Raw genomic sequence first — 25,579 nt, 5'->3', positions numbered from 1 at the left:
GGCATTTCCGCCGTCATTCGCGTTATAAAGAGTCCTTGTGAACACTGCCGAATTTTCAGCTTTACCCTTAAAACCCGCCTTACTTGCTAACATCGAATCCCTAGGCTACAGCAAATTGACACCCATCCAAGCCGAAAGCCTGCCGCATATTCTCGAAGGCAAGGACGTCATCGCGCAGGCTAAGACAGGCAGCGGCAAGACTGCTGCCTTTGGCATTGGCCTGTTATCTCGATTGGATTTGAGCAGTTTCAGAGTTCAAGCCTTGGTTGTTTGCCCTACCCGGGAACTGGCCGATCAGGTTTGCAAGGAAATTCGCAGGCTGGCTCGCTTTACTCAGAATATCAAGGTGCAGGCCTTGTGCGGCGGTGTGCCGTTTGGTCCTCAAGTCAGTTCGTTGGAGCATGGCGTGCATATTGTGGTCGGCACGCCTGGACGATTACAGGAACACCTGCGCAAAGGCAGTTTGCGCTTGAGCAATCTCAAGGTACTGGTGCTGGATGAGGCGGACCGGATGCTGGACATGGGCTTTGAAGACGCCATATCCGATGTGATTTCGTATGCGCCGAATCATCGGCAAACCTTGTTGTTTTCCGCAACTTATTCCGACCCGATACGGGAAATGAGCCGGCATTATCAGTATAAGCCGGTTACGGTCAGCATCGAGGCCCATCATCATGACAGCGATATCGAACAACGCTTTTATCAGATAGAGAGAGCGGGTAGAGCTAGTGCGCTGGGCTATCTTTTGGCTTACCATCGGCCTGAATCGACAGTGGTTTTCTGCAATACCAAAAAAGACTGCCAAAATTTGGCGGACGAACTTGAATCAAGCGGTTTTTCCGTTCAGAGTCTTCATGGCGATCTGGAACAGAGGGATCGGGATAAGGTGCTGGTGCGTTTTGCCAATAAGAGCTGCTCGATTCTGGTAGCCACTGACGTGGCTGCCCGAGGCCTGGATATCAAGGATCTGCAAGCGGTGATCAATTATGAACTGCCATGGGATCCTGAAGTGTATGTGCACCGGATCGGCCGAACGGGACGCGCCGGGAAAAAAGGTTTGGCGCTCAGTTTATGCGCGCAGCAGGAAACCAGTCGGGTAAAAGCCATTGAAGACTACCAAAATAAGCCCGCGATTTGGGATGAAGTGGCGCCTTTTCAGATCAAGCATGAGCAGCGGTTCGCGCCGCCTATGGTGACTTTGCATATTGACGGTGGACGCAAGCATAAAGTGCGCCCGGGCGATATTCTGGGGGCATTAACCGGTGAAGCCGGTCTGGCTGGCAGCGAAGTGGGAAAGATTGATATTTTTGATCTGCAATCTTTCGTTGCTGTCCAGCGGGACAGCGTTGAAAGAGCGCTGGCGAGATTAAAGGCAGGGAAGATAAAAGGGCGCAGTTTTAAAGTGCGCAAAGCCAGCTAGGCGTATGGGCGCCTACCCAAAGTAGGCGCTTCGACTACCGCATTTTTAATCAGGCATAGCTTCTGGCACGGGATGGACTTTTTGGCTGAGCGCCTGCAGGTCTGCGTGGCTGGCTTGAGTTTCTGCGCGGCTGGTTTGAATTTCTGCCGGGACGCGGTCCTCGTGGTTGGGCAGGTGGTTCCGGCGGCGCGACTTCAGACGCTTCAAAGCCATTGATCTGTTCGCGTTTAATGGACTTGCCGATCAACTTCTCAATGAGTCGCAGGGCGCTGTATTCGTCATGCGAGACTAATGATATGGCTTGTCCTTCTTCGCCGGCGCGCCCCGTTCGGCCGATCCGGTGCACATAATCGGCTGGTGAGCGGGGCAGTTCAAAATTGACTACATGCGGCAGCTGCGCGATATCGATGCCGCGCGCCGCTACATCGGTCGCAACCAATACGCGGAGTTCACCGGCTTTAAAGCCTGCGAGGGCGCTGGTTCTGGCTCCCTGGCTCTTGTTGCCATGAATAGCGGCGGCCTTGATATCAACTTTGTTGAGTTTTTCAGTGAGCCGGTTGGCGCCATGCTTGGTGCTGGTAAACACCAACACCTGCCGCCAGTCATTTTCCTTTACCAGGTGGCAAAGCAGTTCGGCTTTCTGGGTTTTGTTGACGGTATAGGCAATCTGCTCAACCAGTTCGGCGGCGGTATTGCGCGGGGCCACTTCGATTTTCACGGGATTGACCAGCAGGCCGGTCGTGAGTTTGCGAATGTCGTCGGAAAAGGTGGCTGAAAACAACAGGTTTTGACGTTTTTTGGGCAATAATGCAATTATCTTGCGGATGTCTCGGATAAAGCCCATGTCCAGCATGCGATCAGCCTCGTCGAGCACCAGTACTTCCACTTTATCGAGTTTAGCCGCATTTTGACTGACCAGGTCCAGTAGGCGGCCCGGCGTTGCCACCAGAACATCCACGCCGCCTCTTAAGCGCATCATTTGCGGATTGATTTTGACGCCGCCAAAAACGACTTCCGATTTTAATCGCGGATGCAGATGAGCGCCATATTTAGTAACCGATTCTCCAACTTGGGCGGCTAATTCGCGAGTCGGGGTCAGGATCAAGGCTCTTATCGGCCGGTTTGCGCCATAAGACTTTTGCGATAAACGCTGCAGGATAGGTAACGTAAAACCTGCGGTTTTTCCGGTGCCGGTTTGTGCGGCAGCCAGAAGATCATGGCCTCGCAACACGGCAGGAATCGCCTGGGACTGAATTGGCGAAGGGTTGGTATAGCCTGCATCAGCAATGGCGCACAATAGCGGATCGGATAAACCGAGCGTGGAAAATGACATAATATTAAGGTCTCAAAAAAGCTGATGTTGACGGGCATGCGTCTTACAGCACAGGGTAAAAGGAATAATTCTAATAAAAACGCGTTAAATTAATAATGATCACAATCAGGTTGTTATTGGCGTTTTTAGTGACGAGATTGATGGAGTACCGCTATGGCGATAGTCATTGCAGTTAATGGCGCCCCGAGGCGGATTTGAACCACCGGCCTGTCCCTTAGGAGGGGACCGCTCTATCCTACTGAGCTATCGGGGCAAAATAAAAGCAATTTTACCATAAGCGCGGGATTAAATTCTTTTTTGTTTTTTCCAACGTAAAAAAAACATGGCTCTGCAGTCTTGGGATGAGAAGCTGGTAAAACTTCGGCAAGCGTTCATTAAAAAATTATTGAAATTGAGGCCAGGCAGGAAACCGATGCTGACAATGTTTTATTCACGCAGTTAGCGGTATGCGGCGAAAAAGGGTGGCGGTCGTGTTCCAGTTGTTGGTTATACCACGCTTGATAAAGCCGGAATTTGATGGATTCAGAAAATCATCCGGATCAAACCCCGGCTTCCCGGGAAAGCTTATTCAGCGGCAGGGAATATAACTTTGGGTTGGAAGTTTGCTGCCGGGTATTTAGGGTCGAACTCGGATTTCTTTCTCTCAGGCTTCGCTGATGTTTTCTCGTCACACTCTTTTTTGGCAGCCTCTTTTTCGAGCTTGACTGCCTCCTTATCGATATAGACGACCTTAGGCTGGAAATTAGCGGCAGGGTATTGCTCGCTGTCGCCAGCTGCCGATGAAGTTAATGGGCTTAAGGCAAGCGCTGCTATGGTTGATCCCAGGATAATTTTTTTGTTCATGCTTTGTCAGTCTCCGGTGGTTATATGGCAAGCCCGGCTAAGGCTTAAAAAACCTTAAGTATCTGATATTTGATCGTTGATTTCAAGGTTGATGCCGGTTATAAAAGCTGCCTTATTTCAGGGTGCTCCTTCATCAATTGCTGCCTGTACGATTCGATCAATGTCTCGTTATGGCGTTCTTCCCGGGCGATGGGTACAGTGATTTCGCTCAACACATGCATGGGGGATGAGGACAGGAAGACCAGCCGGTCGGCCAGTGCAATGGCTTCCCGCAGATCATGCGTGACAAACAGAACCGTATGTGGGCGCTGCCGCCACAATTTCAGCAGCAGGTCCCGGACCTGTCTGGCCGTGGGCGCGTCAAGCGAAACAAAAGGCTCGTCCATCAATAGCACGTCGGGGTCGATGGCGAACGCGCGGATAATAGCCGCGCGGCGGCTCATGCCCAGAGACAGGCGTTCGGGGTAAACATGTTGTGCCCGGGTCAGCTGCATGGTTTCCAGGAGCGGATCGATCAGCTCCGGGGATTGATGGCTGCCCAGCGCCAGTTCAATGTTTTCCCTGACCGTACGCCACGGCAACAGGCGCGGATTCTGGAATACATAACCGATTTTGGGTGACGTATGCAGCGAGCCCAGCATAATCTCGCCGTCGTAATCAGGGTCCAGGCCGGCAATAATGTTCAGCAGCGTTGTCTTGCCGCAACCGGATGGGCCGACTAGGCAGACGAATTCGCCGGCTCTCAGCGACAGATCAAGATTGGCGATGGCCTGGTATTGGCCGGCCTGGCCTATGGCCGGATAAGTCTTGCTATCGATGCGGATGCGAATGTCGGTCACCGGCGCCACCGCTGCGATTTTCTGTCCAGAGGCTTCAGAATCATCAGTTCTATCAGTTGAATAACGGCCACGAAGGCGATGGTATAAGCCAGAATGCCAGCGACATCGAACAGCTGGAAAAACAAATGCAGTTGATAACCCATGCCGTTGTTGCGGCCCAACAATTCAACCACCAGGATGATCTTCCAGATCAATGCCAGGCCCGAGCGCGTGGCGCTCATGACGAACGGATGCAATTGCGGCCAGATCACATGCGCCAATGTCTTGCGCCGGCCGAAATGATAACAGCGGGCCATTTCCAATAAGTCCTGATCCAGCGCCCGCGTGCCTTCGCGGATCGTTACGACGACGTTAGGCAGCTTGTTGATGACGACGGCCAGTATCGCAGCCGATTCGATCAGGCCGAACCAGACGTAACACAGGATAATCGTGACCAGCGCCGGAATGTTCAGAAAAATGACCAGCCAGTTGTCGAAGAACGCATCCAGTTTCTTATGCCGGCCCAGGACGATGCCGATTGCGCAGCCGAGCAGCATGGCAACGGCAAAACTGACTACAAGCCTTAGCAAAGTAACGCCCAGGTGATAGGGCAGTTGTCCTGACAGGGTTTCGCGCCAGAAAACATGGGCTACCGCTTCCGGCGTCGGCAACACGCTGCTGCTTAAATAGACGGCCAGCCCTTGCCAGAGCGCCAAGAAGGCCAGCAATGACAGGGCAGGCAACAGTTTTTGACGACTACTCAAATGTCCAGGCCTATTGTGAAATCGACCAGAAGGTGCCGGGCTGCAGGGATTCGGAATCGCCTGTCAGTTGCTTGTTGCTCAATGTGCGCAGCATGGAATAGATGCGGCCGGCCGCCTGCTGCTCCTGTTCGCCCCATTGTTTAATCTGGCCTTCGCAATAACGCTGCCGCATTTTGTTTTGAGTGGACGCATCTTCCGCCTGAGTTAATGGAATAATTTTTTGCCAGACGGCATCCGATGTGCAGATTTGGTCTTTGGCGCGCTGGCTGGTTTTCAGGAAAGCGTTGACGGCGTTTTTATGGCTCGCGGCCCAGCTCTGCTTGAACACGTAGCCGAGAGTGGGGACGTCTTCGTTAATGCCCAGCGCTTTGACGATGCCTTTGCCGTCGATGATCTGCCGGTAACCCTGCGCCTCCAGCCGGGCCGCGAAATGCCAGTAATTGAGCACGGCATCAATGCGGTTTTGCTTGATCTGCTCATTCAGTAAAGGGGGCGCGCCGAACACCTTGTCTACATCCGCGTTCAGGTCAAGCTGCTCTTTTTGCGCCAGTGCCTGCAGCAATAGCCAGTTCTTGTCCAGTTCGCCGCCGACAATGCCCAGGCGTTTGCCTTTTAAATCCTTGATTGCTCGGATAGGGCTTGCATCGGCCACAATCAGCGCACCGGACGTTGTGGAATAAGGGTAGAACGTGAAATCGGAGCCGGTCGCGCGCAGTTTCGACACCCAGATCCAGTCCGAGACGATCATATCGACAGAGCCCGATTGCAATGCGATTTTGCCGGCTTCAGGATTGGCCAGTTTCTGCACGTCCAGTTGAAAATCCGCCGATGCGGTTGCCGGATCGTTTTGGATGACCGACAACTCCCAGTCGGCTGTGCCAAACGCAAGCACGCCGAGTCGAATCTTAGTTTTTTCTGTAGCGAAGCTGTGACTGGATGTCAGCATGCACAGGCTGATAAACAAGGCTTTGAATTTCATGACGTCTCTCCCTGCATAAGTTTAAAAAGCCTTATATTCTAACTGTATGCGGGTTTTCGTGCGAGGATTTAGCTTGATGAGTAAAATGCGGTAATTCATTTGCCGCAACCTGATCTGACGGGACAATATCGGGCGCCTGTGGAATAATATCCCTATTTCTTCTACGGCAATCTATCTACCCATGCACCGCATACTGACTCGGCAAACCTGGCTCAAGGTTCATCTTTATCTGGCGCTGACCGCAGGATTTTTCTTTGCCCTAATGGGCCTGACCGGCAGCATCAGCGTGTACCGCGAAGAGATTGACGCACTGCTGAACCCGCTGCTGGTCATCGAGCAGCCGCAGGGACAGTATCAGTCGCTGGACCGGATCATGGCGGCGGTGCGGCAGGCGCATCCTGACCGTTACGGCGCCTGGACGCTGGAAATGCCAAGATCGCCTCACGGCATGGTGACGGCCTGGTACGACAAGCCGAGAGAGACGTACTTCGAGCTGTATGCGCCGCTGATGGTGTCGGTCAATCCCTATACGGCGGAAGTCGTCGGCAGCCGTTTCTGGGGGCAGACCGTGACTACATGGTTGCTGGATCTGCATACCCAGCTTCGGCTTGACCGCTTTGGCTGGAATGCCGTGGGTCTTCTGGGGCTGCTGCTGATGGTTTCTATCGGCACCGGGCTGTATCTGTGGTGGCCCGGTAGGCGGCAGCTCAGGCAAGCGTTCACGATCCGCCTTAATGCCGGAATGATCCGGCTGGCTTTCGATCTGCACCGTTTTATCGGGCTGATCAGCGCCGCTCCCTTGCTGGTGCTGGCAACTACAGGGTGTTTGCTGAGCTATCCTGCGGTGCTGGAGTCTCTGGCCGGGGCATCGGGCATGGCGCATGGCGAAACGGGCCGCGACATCATCAGCACGGCAGTTCCCAACAACCACCCCACCGGTTTGGCGGCTGCGACCTTTATGGCTCAGGGGCCTTTTCCGCGCGCCGAACTCAGGCGCATTACGACACCGGTCGGCGATAACGGCATCTACCGCGTCAATTTGCGCCAGCCAGGCGAAATTAATCAGCGGCATCCGTATACGACAGTCTGGGTGGACCGCTGGAGCGGCCAGATCAAGGAAGTGCGCAACCCTTCTGAATTTTCGGCAGGCGAGACGCTGGCGACCTGGATATGGCCTTTGCATACCGGCGAGGCATTGACTGGTACCGGCCGGTTTATCTGGTTTCTGGCCGGCCAAAGTGTTTTCGTGCTTTATGTCAGCGGCTTGTTGCACTGGTTGTATCGGCACGGCAAAATCCGGGACAGAAAAGTCGATCTTGCTGCACTACGGCCGTTTCTTTACCAGCAGGTCCAAAATAGTCACCGCATCGGCTTGACGCTGTTCCGACACCTGGCTTTGCTGGCGCAAAAGGCCAAATCGTTCCTTGCAACCGGATTTGCCTTGTTACTACAGCAGCTTAACCGATTGCGCGTAGCCATCATGGCGAATCGGCAGAAGCGCATAGGTCATTAAAAAAGCATAAATGCACAGATATCCGGATAGATCGGTTGCTTGGCTGTGTCTACAGCGTATTGTATTTTCGAAACGGCTGACAGCGTTTGCGGGGACAATATGGTAATATAACCGGCTTGGATTTATTTACCCTAAGATAGTATGAATTCTTCTGATCCCGCTCAATTGATCGACCGCTTCGGCAGAAAAGTCGATTACTTGAGGATTTCCATTACCGATCGCTGTGATTTCCGCTGCGTCTATTGCATGGCGGAAGACATGACGTTTTTGCCGCGCACGCAGATTCTGACGCTGGAAGAGATTTATACGCTGGCCAAGGCGTTTACCGAACTGGGCGTCAAGAAAATCCGCGTGACGGGCGGCGAACCGCTGGTCAGAAAAGGCGCGCTGGGTCTATTGGAGGACATCGGTAAAATTGAAAGTTTGAATGAGCTGGTCATCACGACGAACGGCTCACATCTGGCATCGGCGGCGGCTTCATTAAAGAAGGCCGGCATCAAACGCATCAATATCAGCCTCGATACGCTCGATGCCGATAAATTCAAGGCCATAACACGAACCGGTAATCTGGAGCAGGTGCTGAAAGGCATTCAGGCGGCCAAAGCGGCCGGGTTTGAGCGGCTGAAAATTAACGCGGTCATCCTGAAAAATCGGAATCATCTGGAAGTCTGCGATCTGGTCCGGTTTGCCGTCGATAATGAGATTGACATCAGCTTCATCGAGGAGATGCCGCTGGGCATCATCAGTCAGCATGACCGCTCGGAAGCGTATTGCTCCAGTGATTTGATCAAAGCCGATCTGGCGCGCGAGTTTACCTTGATAACTTCAACTGAAAAAACCGGCGGGCCTTCACGCTATTTCAAAGTGGCCGGCAGCCGGACGCGCGTCGGCTTCATTTCGCCGCACAGTGAAAACTTTTGCAGTACCTGCAACCGCGTGCGCCTGACTGTGGAAGGCCGTTTGCTGTTGTGTCTTGGCAATGAGCATTCGGTCGATTTGAAAAAAGTCATGCGAGCGCATCCCGGAGATATGGCCGTTCTGAAACAGGCCATTATCGATGCGATGTCGATCAAGCCCGAAAAGCATGAATTCAATATCCACGAGCAGCCCATCATCTTGCGGCATATGAGCGTAACAGGCGGATAACGATCATCTCGGTTAAAAATAGCTTTCCGGTTTGTCGATGAATATAGGGCGAATTCATTCGCCCTGGACGACTTAAGCCGCCCCGCACCTGCTGCGCGTCAAAATTCAGAGGATTTATTTCTCGCCATCCTAAGCTGAAAATCTTCTGCCAAACACCAAATCTAACTGGCCTCATTAGCCGAAACCGAGCTTTGTTGTGGTTGTTCTGGAGTTATTTCCAGCCAATCATTGACTTCGCGGATGTTTTCATCGCTGATCATGCCTATCGCGCGCAAAAAACGGATACGGTTTTTGATGTAACTGTATTTGGCTTGTGACAGGTTTCTTTCTGCCAGATATTCGTCTTCCTGAGCCTCCAATACCTCCCTGACCGTAGCTACGCCGTAGTGAAACGCACGCTCCATCGCTTCCCGGGATTTGACAGCCGATTCGAGCGCTTTCCGCGAGGCCATGATGCGTCTGACATTGGCATTAGAAGTTAAAAATGAGTCGCTCGTTTCCTTAATCAGAGCACGTATTTGGGCGTCAAGCTCTTCTTTACTGATTTCCAATCTGTGTTGCGCTTCAAACAGGCGATGCGTCGTGGTGCCGCCCGTGAAAATAGGCACATTGACATTGACGGCGGCTACCTGGGTTTCCAGTTCGGGTATTTGGGCGCTCTGATAGCCGGTATTGGTGTTGTAGTAATTGAGCTGCAAATCGACTACCGGCAGATATCGGGACTTCTGGACCGCTACGTCATCGTGTGCCGCTTCGATTGCGCTGAGCAGGGCTGATAATGTCGGGTTTTCGCTTTTGGCTACTTCTAGCCATTGCTCCAAGGGGCCTTCTAATTCCTGATAGTTAATTTGCTCCCTTAATTTTTGCAGTCGCTGCGGCATGGTATTGGTTAATTCCCTCAGGCTTTCCTTGGCCGTCACCAGGATGCTTTCGGCTTCAATTTCATCGGCAGTTATCTTGTCCAACCTGGCTTCCACTTCATATAAGCCGGTGATTTTGATTAATTGTTTGGCATACTGCTTCTGGACCTGCTGCAGTTGTTTTTGGGTCAAGGCTTTTTGCCGTTGCAGGAAGTAAAGTTGGTCTTCCGCTTCCAGCACGCTGAAATAGCGGTCCACCACGTTAAACATCAGGGTATGCCGAGCCTCGGTATGCTCCGCTTCATATTGATGTTTTACTTCGGCCGCCCGTCTCCAGTTCCAGAATTTGGCGAAATCGATTAAAGTCTGGCTCAGGGACACAAAATAGCGCGTGCCGTGATAACTGTCCGAACCGGCATTTTTAACGCGTTGATCGTTGACTGACCAGTTGCCGCTGGCACTGACTTGCGGCAGCATTTCGCCCAGCGCCTGGCCTTTTTGGGCTGAACCTATTTCCACCTTCAATGCCGCCGTTTTCAGCTGCGGGTCAGCTTCCAAGGCTTGTTGATAAATTGTTTGGAGATCTTCGGCATAACCGGCTGATACCGGCATTACGATCAATAAGGCCGTTAATAATGCTGATGTCCTCATTATTCAATCTTCTATAAATGCCCGCGCGAAAGCATTGGTAACCGGTTGCGACAGATACTCAAACAGCGTTCTTTCCCCGGCATTGATCAGGACCTCAGCCGGCATGCCCGGCAAGAGCTGCAAATCGCCGAGTTTCTGGAAACTCTCCGGTGTTAATTCAACGCGCGCCAGATAATAAGGGTTGCCAGTTTTTTCGTCCGTGAACCGGTCAGCCGACAGTTGGATGACTTTGCCTTCCATGACCGGTGTCAGCGCTTGCTTGAAGGTGCTAAAGCGCACTTCCGCCATCAAGCCTACACTCACGCGATCGATATCCAGCGGCGATACTTGCGCCTCAATAATCAACTCGGCATTTTGAGGAACGATGTCCAATATCGGCTTGCCAGCGGCAATGACGCCGCCTTCGGTATGAACCGACAAACCCAGCACCATGCCGCTCGCCGGCGCTTTGATCACTGTGCGGTTTAATTTATCCTGCGTTGCCGTCAAGCGTTCAGAAGCATCGTACAATTGCGCCTGCGCTTCGCTGAGTTTGTTTGCCACTTCCTCCTGAAACTGCTTTTGTATTTGCAGGATTTGCAGTCGGTTTTCACTGATTTGCATCTCGCTACCGGCAATTTCTGAACTTAACTCGGCAATTTCGCCGCTAATCAATGCATAATTGCGTTCCAGATCACGCAAGCGCAGCTTGTCTGCGAAGCCTTCAGCCAGTAATTCTTTTAAATCGTGTATCTCTTCGTCATAAGAGGTTATCAGTTCTTTTTTGCTGCGGCTTTGTCCTTTCAGGCCGTCTATTTTGCTGGAAATCTGACTGATACGTTGCTTAAGGACCGCTATTTCTCCTTCATAAGTGTTTTTTCTCGCCATGAAGATATGCGATTCGGTTTGTTTTGCTTCCGGTATTCTGGGATCGGCCTGGTCTTGCAGCTTTTCCGGATAGCGCACTTCCTGTGCGTTGTCCCGCTCCGCCTGCAAGCGCGCGACTTGTGCCATTAAGGTTATGTATTGGCTTTTGATAATTTCCAGTTGTGCTTTGGTTTGGGTGTCATCAAGCATCAGCAGCGGCTGGCCTTCGTTAACCAAATCGCCATCCTTGGCCAGTAGTTTGGCCACGATGCCGCCATCCAGATGCTGTACGGTTTTCTTGTAAGACTTGACTGTTACTACACCCAATGCCAGTGCGGAACTATCTATAGGAGCAAAGTAGCTCCAGACGCCGAAAATACCGAATGTAATTAATACGATCGTAAAGCCGATATTGCGAATCGGCCGGTCGTCAGTATGCAAGTCAGCTATCCTGACGATATTGTGCTGCTCAAGTTTTCCTTTCATCATTAATCAGCAGGTTATACAGAATGTGCGGCTGGTGAGGTCGAAATGGCCGATGACTGCTGTGGCCGTGGCACCGGCTGAGCGTTTTGCTTCTGTAAATGGGCTATGACCTGATCGCGCGGGCCGTATACTGCCAGGGCGCCGTCTTGAAGGATTAGCAATTTATCGACTTTGGCCAGTACATTGTGGCGATGCGTGATTATGATCACGGTTGATTTTCTTTCCTTGAGTTTCTGGATGGCATTCTCCAATGCTTTCTCTCCCTGTTCATCAAGATTTGAGTTCGGCTCATCCAGCACCACTAAAATTGGATTGCCATATAATGCCCGTGCCAGGCCGATTCGCTGGCGTTGACCGCCCGACAGATTACCGCCGTTAGCGCCAATAAACGTGTCATACCCTTCCGGCAAGCGCAGGATCAATTCATGTATGTCTGCCATTTTGGCCGCTTCCACAACTTTTTCAGGGTCAACAGCGCCGAAACGGGCAATATTTTCGCCGATGGTTCCGTCGAATAGCTCGATGTCCTGGGGCAGGTAACCAATAAAATTGCCTAGCTGCTGGCGATTCCAGGTGAAAATTTCAGCCCCATCCAAGCGGATGGTGCCGTCAGCCGTTGGCCAAATGCCCAATAAAGCGCGCGCGAATGTCGATTTACCGGCGCCGCTGGAACCTAAGATGCCGACGGCATCACCCTTTTCAATTGACAGACTGATACCTTTGATGGCCGGTAATTTAGCGCCTGGCGGAACGACCACGGCCGCTTCCGCTTGTAAGCGGCCTTGCGGATCGGGGAGCGTCATCTTTTCCTGATCCACAGGGTTTTGTTTCAGCATTTCATTAAGACGCTGGTATTGGCTGCGAGCGCTGATGAAACCTTTCCAGGTGGCAATCATTAAGTCAATGGGCGCCAGCGCCCTGCCCAATAAGATTGATCCGGCAATCATCAGGCCGGGAGTAATTTCATGGAGGATAACCAGATACGCGCCCAGGCCCAAAATTAACGATTGAGACGAAAGGCGTATGATCTTTGATAATGATGTCAACAACCCTGCTCGAGAGCTTGCTACAGCTTGCAGTTCCAATACCTTGAGGGCGCCGTTGAACCACCGTTTTCGGATATTGCTTAGCATACCCATTGATTCAATAACTTCAGCGTTTTTAAGATTCCTATTGAGTTGGCCACGGCCTGAAATAGCCAAATTATTCGCTTCCGCTAATATCTTGCCAGTAGTTTTTTCAGTTACTACCGCAATGATAGCCAAAACAATAGCTGTGAAAACGGCTGCCCAGCCGTACCAAGGATGAAAAACAAACATTAGGGCGATATACACAGGCATCCAAGGCACATCAAAGAAAGCAAACAGTCCATTGCCGGTCATGAATTGCCTTAAGCCGGTTAAGTCATCTAACGCCTGTGATGACGCCCTTTGTCCACCTGAATATAATGATTGCTTAAAGGCGATATGAAATAATCTTTCATTAAGCAGGGTTTCCAATCGGGTACTGACCCTGACCAGGATCTGAGAACGCACCCACTCTAATGCCCCCAATGTGATAAACAGCACTATCATGATCAGGGTCAGCATGAGTAATGTCGATTGATTGCCGGTTGGCACCACGCGATCATAAACTTGTAGCATATAAATAGAAGGAACAATCATCAGAAAATTGATGATCATGCTGAAACCAGCGGCTGATAAAAAAGCCCCCTTGCACAGACTTAAAGCTTTTTCCAAATCCGATTTAGTAGAAACTTCCATTTTGCACAAAGTAACATCAAAAAAGATCAGTATTGTGACATAAATTCAGGAGAAGATATATAAATTGGCCCTATCAATATAGGGTAATGGTATTAATTATCATTTGATAAATGAGGTTAAATCGACTGCGTATTCTTACTAGAGACATGGCTCCACATATTTTAGGCGGGAAGTATAAGTTAAATTTATTTTTAGCAGATGCGCAGTTTGAGTAAATCCGTTAGACTTATAGTGCACTATAGGTTATATAGGGTGAAATTTTTTCAATTTTTGTATTCAAAATTATTATAGCGATAGATCAGTATCTTTCAGAAAAATATTTCCCCATATTTAAAGAATTTACTTATTGCGCCGATAAGGCTGTAATTATCTTAGAAACTGTTTAATTATTCTGAGATGTTTGATAATTAGGGATGTAATAAAAATCTGGCCAGTGCTATGGAGTGGCAGCTTGAAGTGATCAGGAACTGCTCGAAAGTATTCAAGAAAACTTGGTATTACACTGTCGTCTTATATTATTCCCATCTAAGCCGTTATATTTTTACGATAGGGTAGTCCTGACTAATAAGGATTACAGCTTTAACAAAGCCGTATGTTTCCAAGCAAGAAGAGAGTAAAACTTTTGTATCTTTCAAATATTATCTTTAGGGTACGTCTGTAAGAATTGGAGCTTAATTTTAGAAAAGCAATGCAGAAAAGAGCCGCGCTTTTATAGGAAAGGTATAAGCTCAAAGAAAATAGTATTAGCGCCTGACTTCTATCTCTGCTCATATAGGTTAGGGCTAGGCAGTTAATTCTACTTCAAAAGTGAGAGTCACAGATGCTTATGTTTCTTGAAATATTTTTACATTTTAGTTTTGAGGAATGGAGATGATCTATCTGGTGGATAAGAGGATATAACTTCATTCTTGTTATTTGTAATTAAATATGAAGTTAATGCTTCATAAGATTGGGAAATTTTGAGATGGAGGGCAAAAAACAAAAACAAAAAACAAAAGATGAAAAATAAATATGCAGACTCTGCTGATGAATTTAATTTACTGTCGAAATAAAATTTATGAACGAAACAACTGAGACAATAGAAGTATACGATTCCTATGGCGTATTAATTGGCTATAACGTCATTACTAATTACGATGACGGTCAGGGCAACACTGGCAGCAGCACCAGCTATTACGATGTAAACTGGAACTCTCTGGGCGGCACTTCCACCTCAACCGATAGTCAAGGCTATAGCTACACCTCCGATTGGAGCAACAGCACCAGCACCGACAGCGCCGGCAATACTGTTCAGACCTACACCAGCAACTGGTCGGACAGCAACGGAGGCAGCGGCTCTAGCGAGTTGGCTTCCATCTACGACGCAAACTGGAATCAACTGAGCGGCAGCGGCACCTCCAGCTACAGCGACGGTCTAGGCTATAGCTACACCTCCGGTTGGAACAATAGCACCAACGCTGACAGTGCCGGCAATACCGTTCAGACTTATACCAGCAGCTGGTCAGACAGTTACGGCAATAGCGGCTCCAGCGAATCGACCTACGGCTACGATGCTAACGGGAACTCCTGGGGCAGCAGCACCTTTACCGATGGCCTGGGCTATAGCTCCACCTCCAACTGGAATAGCAACACCAGCACCGACAGCGCCGGCAACACCGTCCAGACCTACAGCAGCAGCTGGTCGGACAGCTATGGCAACAGCGGCTCCAGCGAGTCGACTTCCACTTACGACGCGAACGGAAACTCCTGGGGCAGTAGCACTACTACCGACAGCCAAGGCTACAGCTACACCTCAGACTGGAGCAACAGCACCAGCACCGACAGCGCCGGCAATACTGTTCAGACCTACAGCAGCAACTGGTCGGACAGCAACGGAGGCAGCGGCTCCAGTACGTCGACTTACACCTATGACGCCGGCGGCCAGTTTATTGGCAGCACATACTCTGACGGCATCACTACCACGGTATACGACAGCAACTGGAACATCGTGAGCCAAAGCGTCGATGTTTCACAGCTCACGCCGGACGGCCAAGGCGGCTATTTCCATGATGACGGATACGGCAATATCACCACTTATGACGCGAACGGCGTGGTAACCGGTCATAGCAGCACCTATAGCTACGATGACGGTTTGGGCAACAGCTACAGCAGCACCAGCTATTACGATGCGAACGGAAACTCCTGGGGCAGCAGCACCTCTACCGATAGTCAAGGCTATAGCTACACCTCCAATTGGAGCAACAGTACCAGCACCGACAGCGCCGGCAACACCATCCAGACCTACAGCAGCAGCTGGTCGGACAGCAACGGAGGCAGCGGCTCCAGCGAGTCGACTTACACCTATGATGCCGGCGGCCAGTTTATTGGCAACACGTACTCTGACGGCATCACTACCACCTGGTACGATAGTAATGGGCAAATTATTGACCAAGTGTCTTCAGACGAGACTGCGCCGACACTGCAGTTCACCACACCGCAGGATGATGCGCTTGATGTGGCGGTCAACAGCGATATTACCCTGACCTTTGACGAAAGCATCAAAGCCGGCAGCGGCAATATTGTCATTAGTGATGGTCTGGGCGATGTGCGCACTATCGACGTCAACGACGGCAGCCAGGTGAGTTTTGGCTTCAGTAAGAACGGCACGACCAATACCGTCACCATCAATCCGGCGGAAGATCTGCTGACAGACAGCAATTATTTCGTCCAGCTGGACGCGGGCGTAGTTACGGATCTGGTAGGCAATGCCTTTGCCGGTGTGAGTGATGAAACCACGCTGAACTTTGTGACAGCGCCGCTCGATACGGTTGCGCCGACACTGCAGTCCATCACGCCGCAGGACGATGCGTTTGATGTGGCGGTCAACAGCGATATTACCCTGACCTTTGATGAGAGCATTCAACCCGGCAGCGGCAATATTGTCATTAGTGATGGTCTGGGCGATGTGCGTACTATCGACATCAACGACGGCAGCCAGGTGAGTTTTGGCTTCAGTAAGAACGGCACGACCAATACCGTCACCATCAATCCGGCGGAAGATCTGCTGACAGACAGCAATTATTTCGTCCAGCTGGATGCGGGCGTGGTTACGGATCTGACCGACAATGCTTTTGCCGGTGTGAACGACGAAACCACGCTGAACTTTGTGACAGCACTTGGTACGACAGAGTCAGTATCGCAGACCAGCGTTCCGTTAGACAGTGCGCCTGTAGTTCCGGTTAACAGCGGTATCACTGTAACTACCCCTGTCGGTCGAGATATTACCGTAACTACTCCAGCCAACAATGATATTGCCGTAACTACCCCGACCAGCAGCCATATTAACGTTCCAACTCCAGCCAGCAGTGATGCTGCTGCAGCCGCTCCAGCGGCAAGAGTTAATCACGGAAGCGCATCGGGTAATGGCGATGCATTGGATGTGCACAGAGATACTGGTGATGTGACTTTCTCCATTGAGAATGATGCAGTTCCTGAAAATCCTATCTCGCTTGTAGGAGTAACCGATATAGCTGGTAATCAAGCCGGTGTTTTATACTCAGTTTAGTAAGGTTTAAATTTATCATGATTGAATTGAGCCTCAGTTTAAGATCAGGCTCAACGAGAATGATATTTTTTAAACTTGCATGATAAGAAATACCCATCAGGAGGTTAAATCCTGGTGGGTATTTTCCAGTCGCCTCAATGAAAAGGAGTGATAGTGGTGGCAGCGATTGTTTCAACGGTTTCGTTGTCGGATGCCTTGAGAAAGATTGTCGGTTATCTGCAAGCAGGACAATTTGAAAAAGCGGAAACATTATGTCAGCGAGTAAATGCAAGTTATCCGAATCAGCCGGATGCCTTGCATTTACTCGCTATTATTTATGCGCGAACACGGCGTTACGAAATAGCTAATGAGTATTTCATTAAAGCGATAACCAGTGCTCCTAAGCGCGCTGACTTTTATGGGAATTATGGTAATGCATTATTGGAGCAGGAGCGTATTGATGATGCTATAAAGTATTGCAAATATGCTTTATCGTTGGACAGTACCCGCTTGGAAGTGTACAACACGCTAGGCAATGCTATGTACAGAATGGGTAAGATAAGTGATGCCATTGACTGTTATCGTAAAGTGATCGATTTGCAGCCAGATAGTCCAGACGCTTATAACAACTTAGGGCAGGCTCTGAAAGAACAATATAACGCCATTGAGGCACAAGAATGCTTTCGTAAGGCGTTAGAGCTACGGCCTGATTTTGATAAAGCGGCTTCTAATCTCGCTGAAGTTGACCCGATATGGCTTGAATCGCTCTATGGGAAAAGGATTTGCCTAAAGCGTTTTTGTGAAGATGATGCTGCGTATCTGTGGCGCTGTTCTCAAAATCGTGAGTTTATGGCGCTATACAACTGCTTTATTCCTCGCAATAAGGACCCGGAAAGTCTGGCTTTAAAACTTCAAGAAGAGGAGTTGATTCATCCTTGTCGAAAAAAGTCGATGAGCTGGGTTATTACCAGGATATCTGATTCGCACACCAAGCGTTCTATAGGCATTGCCAATCTTGTTGATATTCAGATGGATCATAGAAAAGCCGAGTTTCTGATTGGTATTCCAGATCCTGTAGATCGTAATGGCTCTATTGGCGCAGAGGCTACTCTTTTAGTAATGGATTTTGCGTTTAATAAAATTCGTCTTAATAAATTAGTGACCTTCGTATACAGCTACAATTTGGCATCTCAGAAAAACACTTTAAAAATAGGTTTTAACCAGGAAAGTTTTTTTCGGCAACACCTTTGGTTGCCTGAAACCAGAGAGTTTATCGATGTGTACGGTAACGGTATGACGCAGAATGATTTTCGCATGAACAAGCGAGCGGCTAAGCTCTCACAGCGATTGCTGGGGAGAGATATTACTCGGGCGTAAAGTCCGGGATTCACTTCATAAAGCTACTCACAAAGGAAATGAGCCGGAGCGTATATGCAGGGCTTAATTATATGGAATTTTAGAAATCCACATTTTTCTTTCAATATGGAAAGGGTAGTATCTTAATTTATTATTCAATTATGATATGACGATTAAGCGCAATACTCTGCCAAGTGATCAAGAAAGTGGATAATCTGAGATATGCTTAAACATAACTTTTTATATGCAATCTAAATTTAAAAATACTGTTTGTAAAATGTTAATGTTTTTTCTTTCGCTATACACTTTTTTAGAAATTGAAATTATGCATTATTAATAAGGCGACTATTAAAAAGCAGCGTTTTAATTGCAACAAAGAAGTTATTTATTTGAGAAGCTATATAATTTAAGGACATATTATGAACAATGAATTGAGTACAAAAGCGCTTAATGACTTACTTGAGGTTCAAAAAAAACAAATTGCAGAACTGGTTATTCAACAGCGAAATCAGATGTCTTCTATACTGAAGCAACAGCAGATCCAAATAGAAAACGTAAAAAGGCAACATGAAATACAAATGGAAAGCCTTAACAGGCATCATCAGATTCAAATAGAGAATTTAAATAAAAACGCCAATTCATCTCTAATGCAGGAAGTCAGTTCGGCAAACACTCATTGATTAAAGCCGCAGGAGTGAGGATGTCGTAGAATTCTGCGCCACAAATTGCTTTCATATGCAGGTTCGGGCCTGATCTGGCCGTTTCTGGCTTTCTGGAAACGTCTGTCAAATTAAATTTGGCGTAAAAATTATCGCTCCATATGGATTTGCCAACGTGCAAGTTAGCTGTTGATATCAGTCGCAGCGCCTTGCGCTGATAGGCCCATTCATTTTTAGCGATTGTTTGAAGGCAAGCATTAGATGTAATCACTCAATAAAGCTCTCCAGCGTCAAACCTAACAAGTTATCTGCCCGCTCGAATCACTGCCTAACCTAATGGCCAGAATAAGATCCAGCGGGCTGCCCGGTATCTCTGTCTCTATGCTGGCATGAATTTTAGTAGTAAAATTATTCTTTAAGCGCCATAAGGCACCGCTCAGTTAGTTGTTCTGCCAGTCGCTCCGGCAGCGCAGGCATATCACAGGTGTTTGCACTATCGATCGAGACTTTCCACACCTGGGCATTGACTGCAGTCCGTATGCAAAAAACTTCCCTACTTCATATTCCCAACAGTGTAAAAAACGTTTGAAATTCAAATCCGTTCAACGACTATTGGTTAAAAATTTCATTGTTTTTATCGGCTAGTTTCGTTCCGCTATTCATCTGTGCTCAGGATGGGCAGAGATTTTGTTGGATTTTTATGAAATGTCGACAGAACCTAAACCATTTTCTCTTACTAAGAGGTATCTAATGTCATTTGAACAACTCGGTTTAACCGAGGAACTCCTTAAAGCTGTTGCCGATCAAGGCTATGCCACACCTACACCTGTTCAGCAGCAGGCTATTCCTTTGATTCTGGAAGGTCGCGATGTGCTGGCTGGCGCTCAGACAGGCACCGGCAAAACGGCGGGTTTCACGCTGCCTTTGCTGCAGCGTTTAATGGTGCATTCAATGCGCCCGCAAAAATCGCGTCCTGTGCGTGCGCTGATCCTGACGCCGACCCGCGAACTGGCCGTTCAGGTCTATGAGAGCGTCAAAACTTACGGAAAATATTTGCCGCTTCACGCACAAGCGATTTACGGCGGCGTCAACATCAACTGGCAGACGCGCAATTTGCGTAGGGGGTGCGATATCATCATCGCCACGCCTGGCCGCTTGATCGATCATGTACAGCAGAAAAACGTCGACTTGTCGAAAGTGGAAATGCTGGTGCTCGACGAGGCCGATCGCATGCTCGACATGGGATTCATGCCCGATATCCGCAAGATTATTTCGTGGGTGCCTGCTGACCGCCAGAATCTCCTGTTTTCAGCCACGTATTCGAGCGAGATAAAAGCGTTGGCTGCATCGGTGCTGAATGATCCGGTCGAAGTTGAAGTCGCAAGGCAAAATGCCACGGCGGACTCTATTACAGAGAAGGTTTATGGCATCAATCGCGAGTACAAACGGGAGTTGCTGTCCTATCTGATCGGCAGCGGCAACTGGAAGCAGGTTCTGGTTTTTGTGCGAACCAAACATGGCGCAGACAGGCTGGAAAAACAACTGCAAAAGGACGGCATTCGCGCCGGAGCACTGCACGGCGATAAGACGCAAGGCGCGCGCAACAAGGTGCTGGAGTATTTTAAAGCCGGCAAGATCGCCGTACTGGTTGCAACCGACATCGCCGCGCGCGGCCTCGATATCGACCAGTTGCCGCATGTGGTTAATTTTGATTTACCGCAGGTGGCCGAAGATTATGTGCACCGTATCGGACGTACCGGACGCGCCGGCTCAAGTGGCGAGGCGTTGTCGCTGGTATGCCCTGAAGAAGCCTATCTGTTGGCGGAAATAGAAAAACTGCTGAAACGCCAGATCCCGCGCGTTGCCGACACCGGCTATGAACCGGTGTCGTTAAAGGTTGTCGATATGCCCAAAAAGAATGCGCCGAATAAAACGACCGGTAAAAAGGATTATCGGCACAAGAAAAGCATCGACAGGCGCCGGGCCAGTACCGACAAGGAAGTTAGAAGAGGCCCAAGAGGCAAGGCCAGGGCCGCGCGATAAGCACTAGCCCTGGACCAATATCCAGGGCTTGACCACTACGCACCAAACCTGAGCGTCCGCTTCAAACCAGCTGAGGGCCTGCTGATCCGATACTAGGCCCAATTGGTTGTTTTGAAGCCATTGCTCGACCTGAGCCTTGTTATCCATTGAAAACTGATAGGCCACTTCAACCAGATCTAATTCCGGCGCCACATAGACAGCCGTGCCGTTGGCGAAGAAGCGTTGCAGTTCTTTCCAGGCTATTTGCGAAGTTTCCAGATTGACTTTTTCCCTAGCCAGATCGGTTTCAGTGTGACTCATTAAAGCGCTCTCATGGTTGTGTTTCAGTCATGTGTTTATTGACACATTGAATCCGGACATTAGAATGCAAGGTTGCTGTATCAATAACCATAATTATAACCCACTAGATGAGGAGATAGGCGCATGTCGTTATTCGGAGCATTTGCAAAAAGAGCCAAGCTGAATTCAGCCATTAAACAGACAGCGGAGGCGCGTAAAAGCGAAGCCGGCAAGGCTGACCAATTGTTTAAAAGGGTCTATCAGGGCTATGCCGAAGTCGTAAGCGACCATCCTATGCTGGCCGAAGCCTTGTACAACTGGGGATTTGCCTTATTGCATCATGCCAAACTGAAATCTGGCGAAGAAGCCGCCGCTCTTTACCAGGAAGCCATATCGAAATTCGCTTTTTGCCTGACGCTTGAGCCTTATTACCTGGGCGCGGCCATAGATGGTGGCGTGGCGTATATGGATCTGGCCCGCGTTAAAGGCGTCAAGCCCGAGGATCACTTGTATGACATGGCTGAAGAACAGTTTGAAAAAGCCAATGCGATTCAGGCTGGATCGGCTTCCTATAACCTGGCCTGTATTTATGCCTTGCGCGGCGATGAAACTGCTTGTCTGAATGCCTTGGAGGATTCCAGAGATAGAGGCAGCTTGCCTAGTGTTGATGACGTAATGAATGACCCGGATATCGCAGCTGTCAGAGAACAGGGCTGGTTTGTTGAGTTCATGGAAGCGGTGAGGGCAAAAAAAGAAGCGGTACCTGAAGAACCTGTGGCCCCTGAAACTAAGGCCGGCGAAGAACTTCCGGTTGAAGAAGAGGTTAGAATGGAGGGGCATGAACCTCTTGCCAAGGAAGAGACGCCTGCAGAAGAGGAAGCAAGTAAGGAAGAATCCCCCTCTACTGACGAAGAAGCCAAATAATCTTTTCAGAACCCCGGCAGAAGGCGTAAGACATCGCTTACGCCTTCTGCGCTGTTTTTTATCGGCCTGCTTCGGTGCTTTATTGCCCCGCTTGATGGCAGGCCGCTAACAAAGCCTGCATTTTGGCCAGGCCTAAACGCCGCGTCAGTTCGATATTGCGCTCGGGAATATTTTCAGGATGCGGATAGGCGGCCACGGCCCGCTCAATGCTTTCTTCCCGTATCAGGTGCAGCATCGGATAAGGTGAGCGGTTGGTATAGTTGGCGGGATCATCCGGCGCCGAGCCATCGAAGCAGTAGTCGGGATGAAAGCTCGCCAGCTGATAAATGCCTTCATAGCCCTGCTCGATCAGCAAACGTTCGGCGATGTCCAGATAGTCCAGATAATCAGCAAATGTCACGAAAGCCTCCGGGTAAATCAGCAGCGTGGTTTCAATGACGCCATCGCTGTCCAGCCGCTCGCATTCCTGTATCAGCTGCTCCAACAAATATTCAATGTCCGCAGTGCGTTTGACCGTGTAATAAATGCTGCCGCGGTCCCATTCGCGTTTCGCGAAAGGGCAAATGCTGTAGTCGATGATGAATGATTTCACCCAGGCCTGGGTGGTGCTGATGGCTTGCTGATCGGTAAGTAATTTAGGCATTATTCATTGCCGCTCATGGTTTGCGCGTGGTTTTCATTGGTTTTTTCGATTGTTGAGAACACCCGGAGAATATCGGTTGTCGACAAAATGCCTACCAGTTTGTCGTCCTTATTGACGACCGGCAGTGCGCCGACTTTGTTATCAGCCATTAAGGCGGCAGCTTCCGAAGCATAGGTGTCAGGAGTGACGGTCAACACGCCGCGGCGCATGATGTTCTGCACTTTTTTCGGAATCACATGCATTTCGGTAACGCCCGTTTCAATGACGTTGGGGTTGTTTTTGGGGCCGAGCGCCTTGTACAGGTCGCGGTCGGATACCATGCCGACCACTTTGCCTTTTTTAACGACCGGCAAATGGCGGATTTTCTCGTAGTGAATCAGGAAAAAAGCCCGATCTATTAGGTCCTGTTGTTCGACGGTAAATACTTTTGAGGTCATCAATTCTTTAACGCGCATCGAATTTCCTCCTAAAAGATAAGGATTACAGACAAGAATAGGGATTCATGCGCATTTTTACAAGAGATTTAATGGGTTGTGTTATAAAATAGGCGATTCTAATTTTATCTGGCCATAAAATCAGTGCTCGGTTTTGTGGCGGCACATTTGGAGAATTTATGCGCATCATCCTTTTAGGGAGCCCCGGTTCAGGCAAGGGAACTCAAGCTCAGTTTATCACTGAAAAATACGGCATTCCGCAGATTTCCACCGGCGATATGCTCAGGGCGGCAGTACGGGCAGGCACGCCTCTGGGCCTGGAAGCCAAGAAAGTGATGGATGCCGGCGGCCTGGTGTCCGACGACATCATTTTAGGATTGATCAAAGAGCGCATAGCTCAACCTGACTGCGCCAATGGTTTCCTGCTGGACGGCTTTCCGCGCACGATTGCCCAGGCCGAAGGGCTGGAAGCGATGGGCGTGACCATCGATACCGTCATTGAAATTGTCGTTGCCGATGAGGAAATCGTCAAACGCATGGCCGGCCGACGTGTACACTCGTCTTCAGGTCGTACCTATCATATCGAATTCAATCCGCCCAAAGTCGATAACGCCGATGATATTACCGGTGAGCCTTTGATTCAGCGTGACGATGACAAAGAAGAAACCGTGCGTAAGCGCCTCAGCGTTTATCACGAACAGACCAAACCGCTGGTTGGCTATTATTCCGCCGAAGGCCGCCCGGTCAAGTTCGCATCGATCAGCGGCATTGGATCGGTTGAAGACATCACTGCCAAGGTTTTCGAGATTTTAGGCTGAACAGTCAGGACACTTCATATTAATACAGCCGTCCGGGCGGACGGCTTAACCCTACCAGAGAGTTATGCCAGGTAAAACTTTATACGACAAATTATGGGAAGACCACGTCGTTTGTACTCAGGACGACGGTTCTTCGCTGATCTATATCGACCGCCAACTATTGCACGAGGTCACTTCGCCGCAGGCTTTTGAAGGTTTGAGGATGGAAGGCAGAAAGCCGTGGCGGCAATCCCGCAATCTTGCCGTGGCCGATCATAACGTGCCGACGACCGACCGCCATAAAGGCATCGCTGATCCGGTCTCGCATCTGCAAGTTGAAACGCTGGACCAAAACTGCGCCGAGTTCGGCATTACCGAATTTGACATGGCCGACGAGCGCCAGGGCATTGTCCATGTGGTTGGTCCCGAGCAAGGGGCAACCTTGCCCGGCATGACGGTCGTATGCGGCGATTCGCACACCTCCACGCACGGCGCTTCCGGCGCGCTGGCTTTCGGCATCGGTACCTCCGAAGTCGAGCATGTGCTGGCCACGCAATGCCTGGTCCAGAAGAAAGCTAAAAACATGCTGATCAACGTGAACGGCCAAACCGGCCCCGGCGTGACGGCTAAAGACATCGTGCTGGCGATTATCGGCAGGATCGGCACGGCCGGCGGTACCGGTTACACGATCGAATTCGCGGGCAACGCCATTCGCGCCCTGTCAATGGAAGGTCGCATGACGGTCTGCAACATGGCCATAGAAGCCGGTGCGCGCGCCGGTCTGATTGCTGTCGATGATGTCACGATCGACTATTATCGCAACCGGCCTTATTCACCTAAAGGGTCGGATTGGTTTATGGCCGAACGCATGTGGCAGCGCCTGCATTCCGATCCCGATGCCGCGTTCGACAAAGTGGTCGAGATCGATGCGGCTACTATCAAGCCGCAAGTGACTTGGGGTACTTCGCCGGAACTGGTCGTGGCTGTTGACGAAAGTATTCCCGATCCGGCGCTGGAAACCAATCCGGTCAAGCAGCAGAGCATGATCCGTTCGCTCGAATATATGGATCTGAAGGCCGGCCAGGCCATTACCGATATCAGGCTCGACAAGGTCTTTATCGGCTCCTGCACCAATTCGCGCATTGAAGACCTGCGTGCCGCGGCTGCTGTCGCCAAAGGTAAGAAAGTGGCCAGCAACATCAGGCAGGCATTGGTAGTGCCGGGCTCCGGTCTGGTAAAAAGTCAGGCGGAATCGGAAGGCCTAGACAAGATTTTTATCGAAGCGGGCTTTGAATGGCGCGATCCGGGCTGCTCCATGTGTCTGGCCATGAATGCCGATCGACTGGAACCGGGCGAGCGTTGTGCATCAACGTCGAACCGTAATTTTGAAGGCAGACAGGGTTACGGCGGCCGCACGCATCTGGTCAGCCCTGCGATGGCTGCCGCTGCGGCAATTGCCGGCCATTTTGTCGATGTCAGCACCTGGGAGGGTCAGTAAT

Annotated in this window: 22 protein-coding genes and 1 tRNA gene; 10 read left to right on the top strand and 13 right to left on the bottom strand. The window is 50.1% G+C overall.

Annotated features, from left to right (window positions below; genetic code table 11):
• Positions 1-37 precede the first annotated feature (37 nt).
• Positions 38-1,420 carry an ATP-dependent RNA helicase DbpA gene (gene dbpA, locus ACTNE6_RS16465; protein ID WP_442497509.1) on the top strand — a complete coding sequence of 461 codons (1,383 nt, stop codon included), beginning with the start codon at positions 38-40 and terminating at the stop codon, positions 1,418-1,420.
• Between the two features lie 49 nt (positions 1,421-1,469).
• On the opposite strand, the gene ACTNE6_RS16460 is transcribed toward dbpA, so the two are convergent.
• The 6 genes from ACTNE6_RS16460 to ACTNE6_RS16435 form a co-directional block, all read right to left on the bottom strand.
• On the bottom strand, positions 1,470-2,753 hold the full coding sequence (locus ACTNE6_RS16460; RefSeq protein ID WP_442497508.1) for a DEAD/DEAH box helicase: 1,284 nt from the start codon (positions 2,751-2,753) through the stop codon (positions 1,470-1,472).
• A gap of 176 nt (positions 2,754-2,929) precedes the next feature.
• Positions 2,930-3,006 (bottom strand) — tRNA-Arg (locus ACTNE6_RS16455).
• Between the two features lie 311 nt (positions 3,007-3,317).
• Entirely contained in the window at positions 3,318-3,596 is a 279-nt protein-coding gene (locus ACTNE6_RS16450; RefSeq protein ID WP_442497507.1) for a hypothetical protein, read from the bottom strand.
• Positions 3,597-3,694: 98 nt separating this feature from the next.
• On the bottom strand, positions 3,695-4,435 hold the full coding sequence (locus ACTNE6_RS16445; protein ID WP_442497506.1) for an ABC transporter ATP-binding protein: 741 nt from the start codon (positions 4,433-4,435) through the stop codon (positions 3,695-3,697).
• A complete protein-coding gene (locus tag ACTNE6_RS16440) occupies positions 4,432-5,178 on the bottom strand; it encodes an ABC transporter permease (RefSeq protein ID WP_442497505.1) in 747 nt (248 codons plus the stop codon). The genes ACTNE6_RS16445 and ACTNE6_RS16440 overlap by 4 nt, the downstream gene beginning before the upstream one ends.
• Before the next feature lie 10 nt (positions 5,179-5,188).
• On the bottom strand, positions 5,189-6,157 hold the full coding sequence (locus ACTNE6_RS16435; protein WP_442497504.1) for an ABC transporter substrate-binding protein: 969 nt from the start codon (positions 6,155-6,157) through the stop codon (positions 5,189-5,191).
• A gap of 181 nt (positions 6,158-6,338) precedes the next feature.
• On the opposite strand from ACTNE6_RS16435, the gene ACTNE6_RS16430 reads away from it, so the two are divergent.
• Both ACTNE6_RS16430 and moaA read left to right on the top strand, forming a co-directional pair.
• A complete protein-coding gene (locus tag ACTNE6_RS16430; RefSeq protein ID WP_442497503.1) occupies positions 6,339-7,670 on the top strand; it encodes a PepSY-associated TM helix domain-containing protein in 1,332 nt (443 codons plus the stop codon).
• Positions 7,671-7,811: 141 nt separating this feature from the next.
• Entirely contained in the window at positions 7,812-8,816 is a 1,005-nt protein-coding gene (moaA, locus tag ACTNE6_RS16425; RefSeq protein WP_194968474.1) for a GTP 3',8-cyclase MoaA, read from the top strand.
• A gap of 161 nt (positions 8,817-8,977) precedes the next feature.
• Here moaA and ACTNE6_RS16420 read toward each other — a convergent pair whose 3' ends face one another.
• The 3 genes from ACTNE6_RS16420 to ACTNE6_RS16410 are packed head-to-tail and all read right to left on the bottom strand — an operon-like array spanning position 8,978 to position 13,422.
• Entirely contained in the window at positions 8,978-10,327 is a 1,350-nt protein-coding gene (locus ACTNE6_RS16420) for a TolC family outer membrane protein (RefSeq protein ID WP_442497502.1), read from the bottom strand.
• Between the two features lie 3 nt (positions 10,328-10,330).
• Positions 10,331-11,662, bottom strand: a complete 1,332-nt coding sequence (locus tag ACTNE6_RS16415; RefSeq protein WP_442497501.1) for an HlyD family type I secretion periplasmic adaptor subunit — start codon at positions 11,660-11,662, stop codon at positions 10,331-10,333.
• An 11-nt stretch (positions 11,663-11,673) separates the two neighbouring features.
• The gene (locus ACTNE6_RS16410; protein WP_442497500.1) at positions 11,674-13,422 is read right to left on the bottom strand and encodes a type I secretion system permease/ATPase; all 1,749 of its coding nucleotides are present in this window, start codon (positions 13,420-13,422) and stop codon (positions 11,674-11,676) included.
• Positions 13,423-14,479: 1,057 nt separating this feature from the next.
• Here ACTNE6_RS16410 and ACTNE6_RS16405 point away from each other — a divergent pair.
• From ACTNE6_RS16405 to ACTNE6_RS16395, 3 genes are all read left to right on the top strand, one after another.
• The gene (locus ACTNE6_RS16405) at positions 14,480-16,966 is read left to right on the top strand and encodes an Ig-like domain-containing protein (protein WP_442497499.1); all 2,487 of its coding nucleotides are present in this window, start codon (positions 14,480-14,482) and stop codon (positions 16,964-16,966) included.
• 156 nt (positions 16,967-17,122) lie between these two features.
• Positions 17,123-18,322, top strand: a complete 1,200-nt coding sequence (locus ACTNE6_RS16400; RefSeq protein ID WP_442497498.1) for a GNAT family N-acetyltransferase — start codon at positions 17,123-17,125, stop codon at positions 18,320-18,322.
• Between the two features lie 398 nt (positions 18,323-18,720).
• Positions 18,721-18,981, top strand: a complete 261-nt coding sequence (locus ACTNE6_RS16395) for a hypothetical protein (RefSeq protein ID WP_442497497.1) — start codon at positions 18,721-18,723, stop codon at positions 18,979-18,981.
• Here ACTNE6_RS16395 and ACTNE6_RS16390 read toward each other — a convergent pair.
• Positions 18,959-19,231, bottom strand: coding sequence for a hypothetical protein (locus ACTNE6_RS16390; RefSeq protein ID WP_442497496.1), 273 nt, complete (start codon positions 19,229-19,231; stop codon positions 18,959-18,961). The genes ACTNE6_RS16395 and ACTNE6_RS16390 overlap by 23 nt on opposite strands.
• Positions 19,232-19,710: 479 nt before the next feature.
• Between ACTNE6_RS16390 and ACTNE6_RS16385 the strand changes: the two genes are divergently transcribed.
• On the top strand, positions 19,711-21,003 hold the full coding sequence (locus ACTNE6_RS16385) for a DEAD/DEAH box helicase (RefSeq protein WP_442497495.1): 1,293 nt from the start codon (positions 19,711-19,713) through the stop codon (positions 21,001-21,003).
• 3 nt (positions 21,004-21,006) lie between these two features.
• Here ACTNE6_RS16385 and ACTNE6_RS16380 read toward each other — a convergent pair whose 3' ends face one another.
• Positions 21,007-21,303, bottom strand: coding sequence for a DUF2288 domain-containing protein (locus tag ACTNE6_RS16380; protein WP_194968480.1), 297 nt, complete (start codon positions 21,301-21,303; stop codon positions 21,007-21,009).
• Between the two features lie 123 nt (positions 21,304-21,426).
• Here ACTNE6_RS16380 and ACTNE6_RS16375 point away from each other — a divergent pair, with 123 nt between their 5' ends.
• Positions 21,427-22,206, top strand: a complete 780-nt coding sequence (locus ACTNE6_RS16375) for a TPR end-of-group domain-containing protein (RefSeq protein ID WP_442497494.1) — start codon at positions 21,427-21,429, stop codon at positions 22,204-22,206.
• Positions 22,207-22,285: 79 nt separating this feature from the next.
• Here ACTNE6_RS16375 and ACTNE6_RS16370 read toward each other — a convergent pair whose 3' ends face one another.
• Together ACTNE6_RS16370 and ACTNE6_RS16365 are read right to left on the bottom strand one after the other, a co-directional pair.
• Positions 22,286-22,849, bottom strand: coding sequence for a DUF1415 domain-containing protein (locus ACTNE6_RS16370; protein WP_442497493.1), 564 nt, complete (start codon positions 22,847-22,849; stop codon positions 22,286-22,288).
• A complete protein-coding gene (locus ACTNE6_RS16365) occupies positions 22,849-23,304 on the bottom strand; it encodes a CBS domain-containing protein (RefSeq protein ID WP_442497492.1) in 456 nt (151 codons plus the stop codon). Before ACTNE6_RS16365 ends, ACTNE6_RS16370 begins: the two co-directional genes overlap by 1 nt.
• A gap of 158 nt (positions 23,305-23,462) precedes the next feature.
• On the opposite strand from ACTNE6_RS16365, the gene adk reads away from it, so the two are divergent.
• Positions 23,463-24,101, top strand: a complete 639-nt coding sequence (adk, locus tag ACTNE6_RS16360; protein ID WP_434482812.1) for an adenylate kinase — start codon at positions 23,463-23,465, stop codon at positions 24,099-24,101.
• Between the two features lie 64 nt (positions 24,102-24,165).
• Positions 24,166-25,578, top strand: coding sequence for a 3-isopropylmalate dehydratase large subunit (gene leuC, locus ACTNE6_RS16355; protein ID WP_442497491.1), 1,413 nt, complete (start codon positions 24,166-24,168; stop codon positions 25,576-25,578).
• The last annotated feature ends 1 nt before the right edge of the window (position 25,579 follow it).

This window comes from Methylobacter sp. sgz302048, from assembly GCF_052162025.1.
In the GTDB taxonomy this organism is placed as follows: Bacteria; Pseudomonadota; Gammaproteobacteria; order Methylococcales; family Methylomonadaceae; genus Methylobacter.
Note: the sequence above shows the minus strand (reverse complement) of the source record. Positions and strands in the feature narration are given on the sequence as shown.

Bases quoted from the DNA above. Each gene is read 5' to 3' on its own strand.
- ACTNE6_RS16460 (WP_442497508.1), bottom strand. From the start codon at position 2,753: ATGTCATTTTCCACGCTCGGTTTATCCGATCCGCTATTGTGCGCCATT.
- ACTNE6_RS16450 (WP_442497507.1), bottom strand. From the start codon at position 3,596: ATGAACAAAAAAATTATCCTGGGATCAACCATAGCAGCGCTTGCCTTA.
- ACTNE6_RS16435 (WP_442497504.1), bottom strand. From the start codon at position 6,157: ATGAAATTCAAAGCCTTGTTTATCAGCCTGTGCATGCTGACATCCAGT.
- ACTNE6_RS16430 (WP_442497503.1), top strand. From the start codon at position 6,339: ATGCACCGCATACTGACTCGGCAAACCTGGCTCAAGGTTCATCTTTAT.
- moaA (WP_194968474.1), top strand. From the start codon at position 7,812: ATGAATTCTTCTGATCCCGCTCAATTGATCGACCGCTTCGGCAGAAAA.
- ACTNE6_RS16420 (WP_442497502.1), bottom strand. From the start codon at position 10,327: ATGAGGACATCAGCATTATTAACGGCCTTATTGATCGTAATGCCGGTA.
- ACTNE6_RS16415 (WP_442497501.1), bottom strand. From the start codon at position 11,662: ATGATGAAAGGAAAACTTGAGCAGCACAATATCGTCAGGATAGCTGAC.
- ACTNE6_RS16410 (WP_442497500.1), bottom strand. From the start codon at position 13,422: ATGGAAGTTTCTACTAAATCGGATTTGGAAAAAGCTTTAAGTCTGTGC.
- ACTNE6_RS16405 (WP_442497499.1), top strand. From the start codon at position 14,480: ATGAACGAAACAACTGAGACAATAGAAGTATACGATTCCTATGGCGTA.
- ACTNE6_RS16395 (WP_442497497.1), top strand. From the start codon at position 18,721: ATGAACAATGAATTGAGTACAAAAGCGCTTAATGACTTACTTGAGGTT.
- ACTNE6_RS16385 (WP_442497495.1), top strand. From the start codon at position 19,711: ATGTCATTTGAACAACTCGGTTTAACCGAGGAACTCCTTAAAGCTGTT.
- ACTNE6_RS16380 (WP_194968480.1), bottom strand. From the start codon at position 21,303: ATGAGTCACACTGAAACCGATCTGGCTAGGGAAAAAGTCAATCTGGAA.
- ACTNE6_RS16375 (WP_442497494.1), top strand. From the start codon at position 21,427: ATGTCGTTATTCGGAGCATTTGCAAAAAGAGCCAAGCTGAATTCAGCC.
- ACTNE6_RS16370 (WP_442497493.1), bottom strand. From the start codon at position 22,849: ATGCCTAAATTACTTACCGATCAGCAAGCCATCAGCACCACCCAGGCC.
- ACTNE6_RS16365 (WP_442497492.1), bottom strand. From the start codon at position 23,304: ATGCGCGTTAAAGAATTGATGACCTCAAAAGTATTTACCGTCGAACAA.
- adk (WP_434482812.1), top strand. From the start codon at position 23,463: ATGCGCATCATCCTTTTAGGGAGCCCCGGTTCAGGCAAGGGAACTCAA.
- leuC (WP_442497491.1), top strand. From the start codon at position 24,166: ATGCCAGGTAAAACTTTATACGACAAATTATGGGAAGACCACGTCGTT.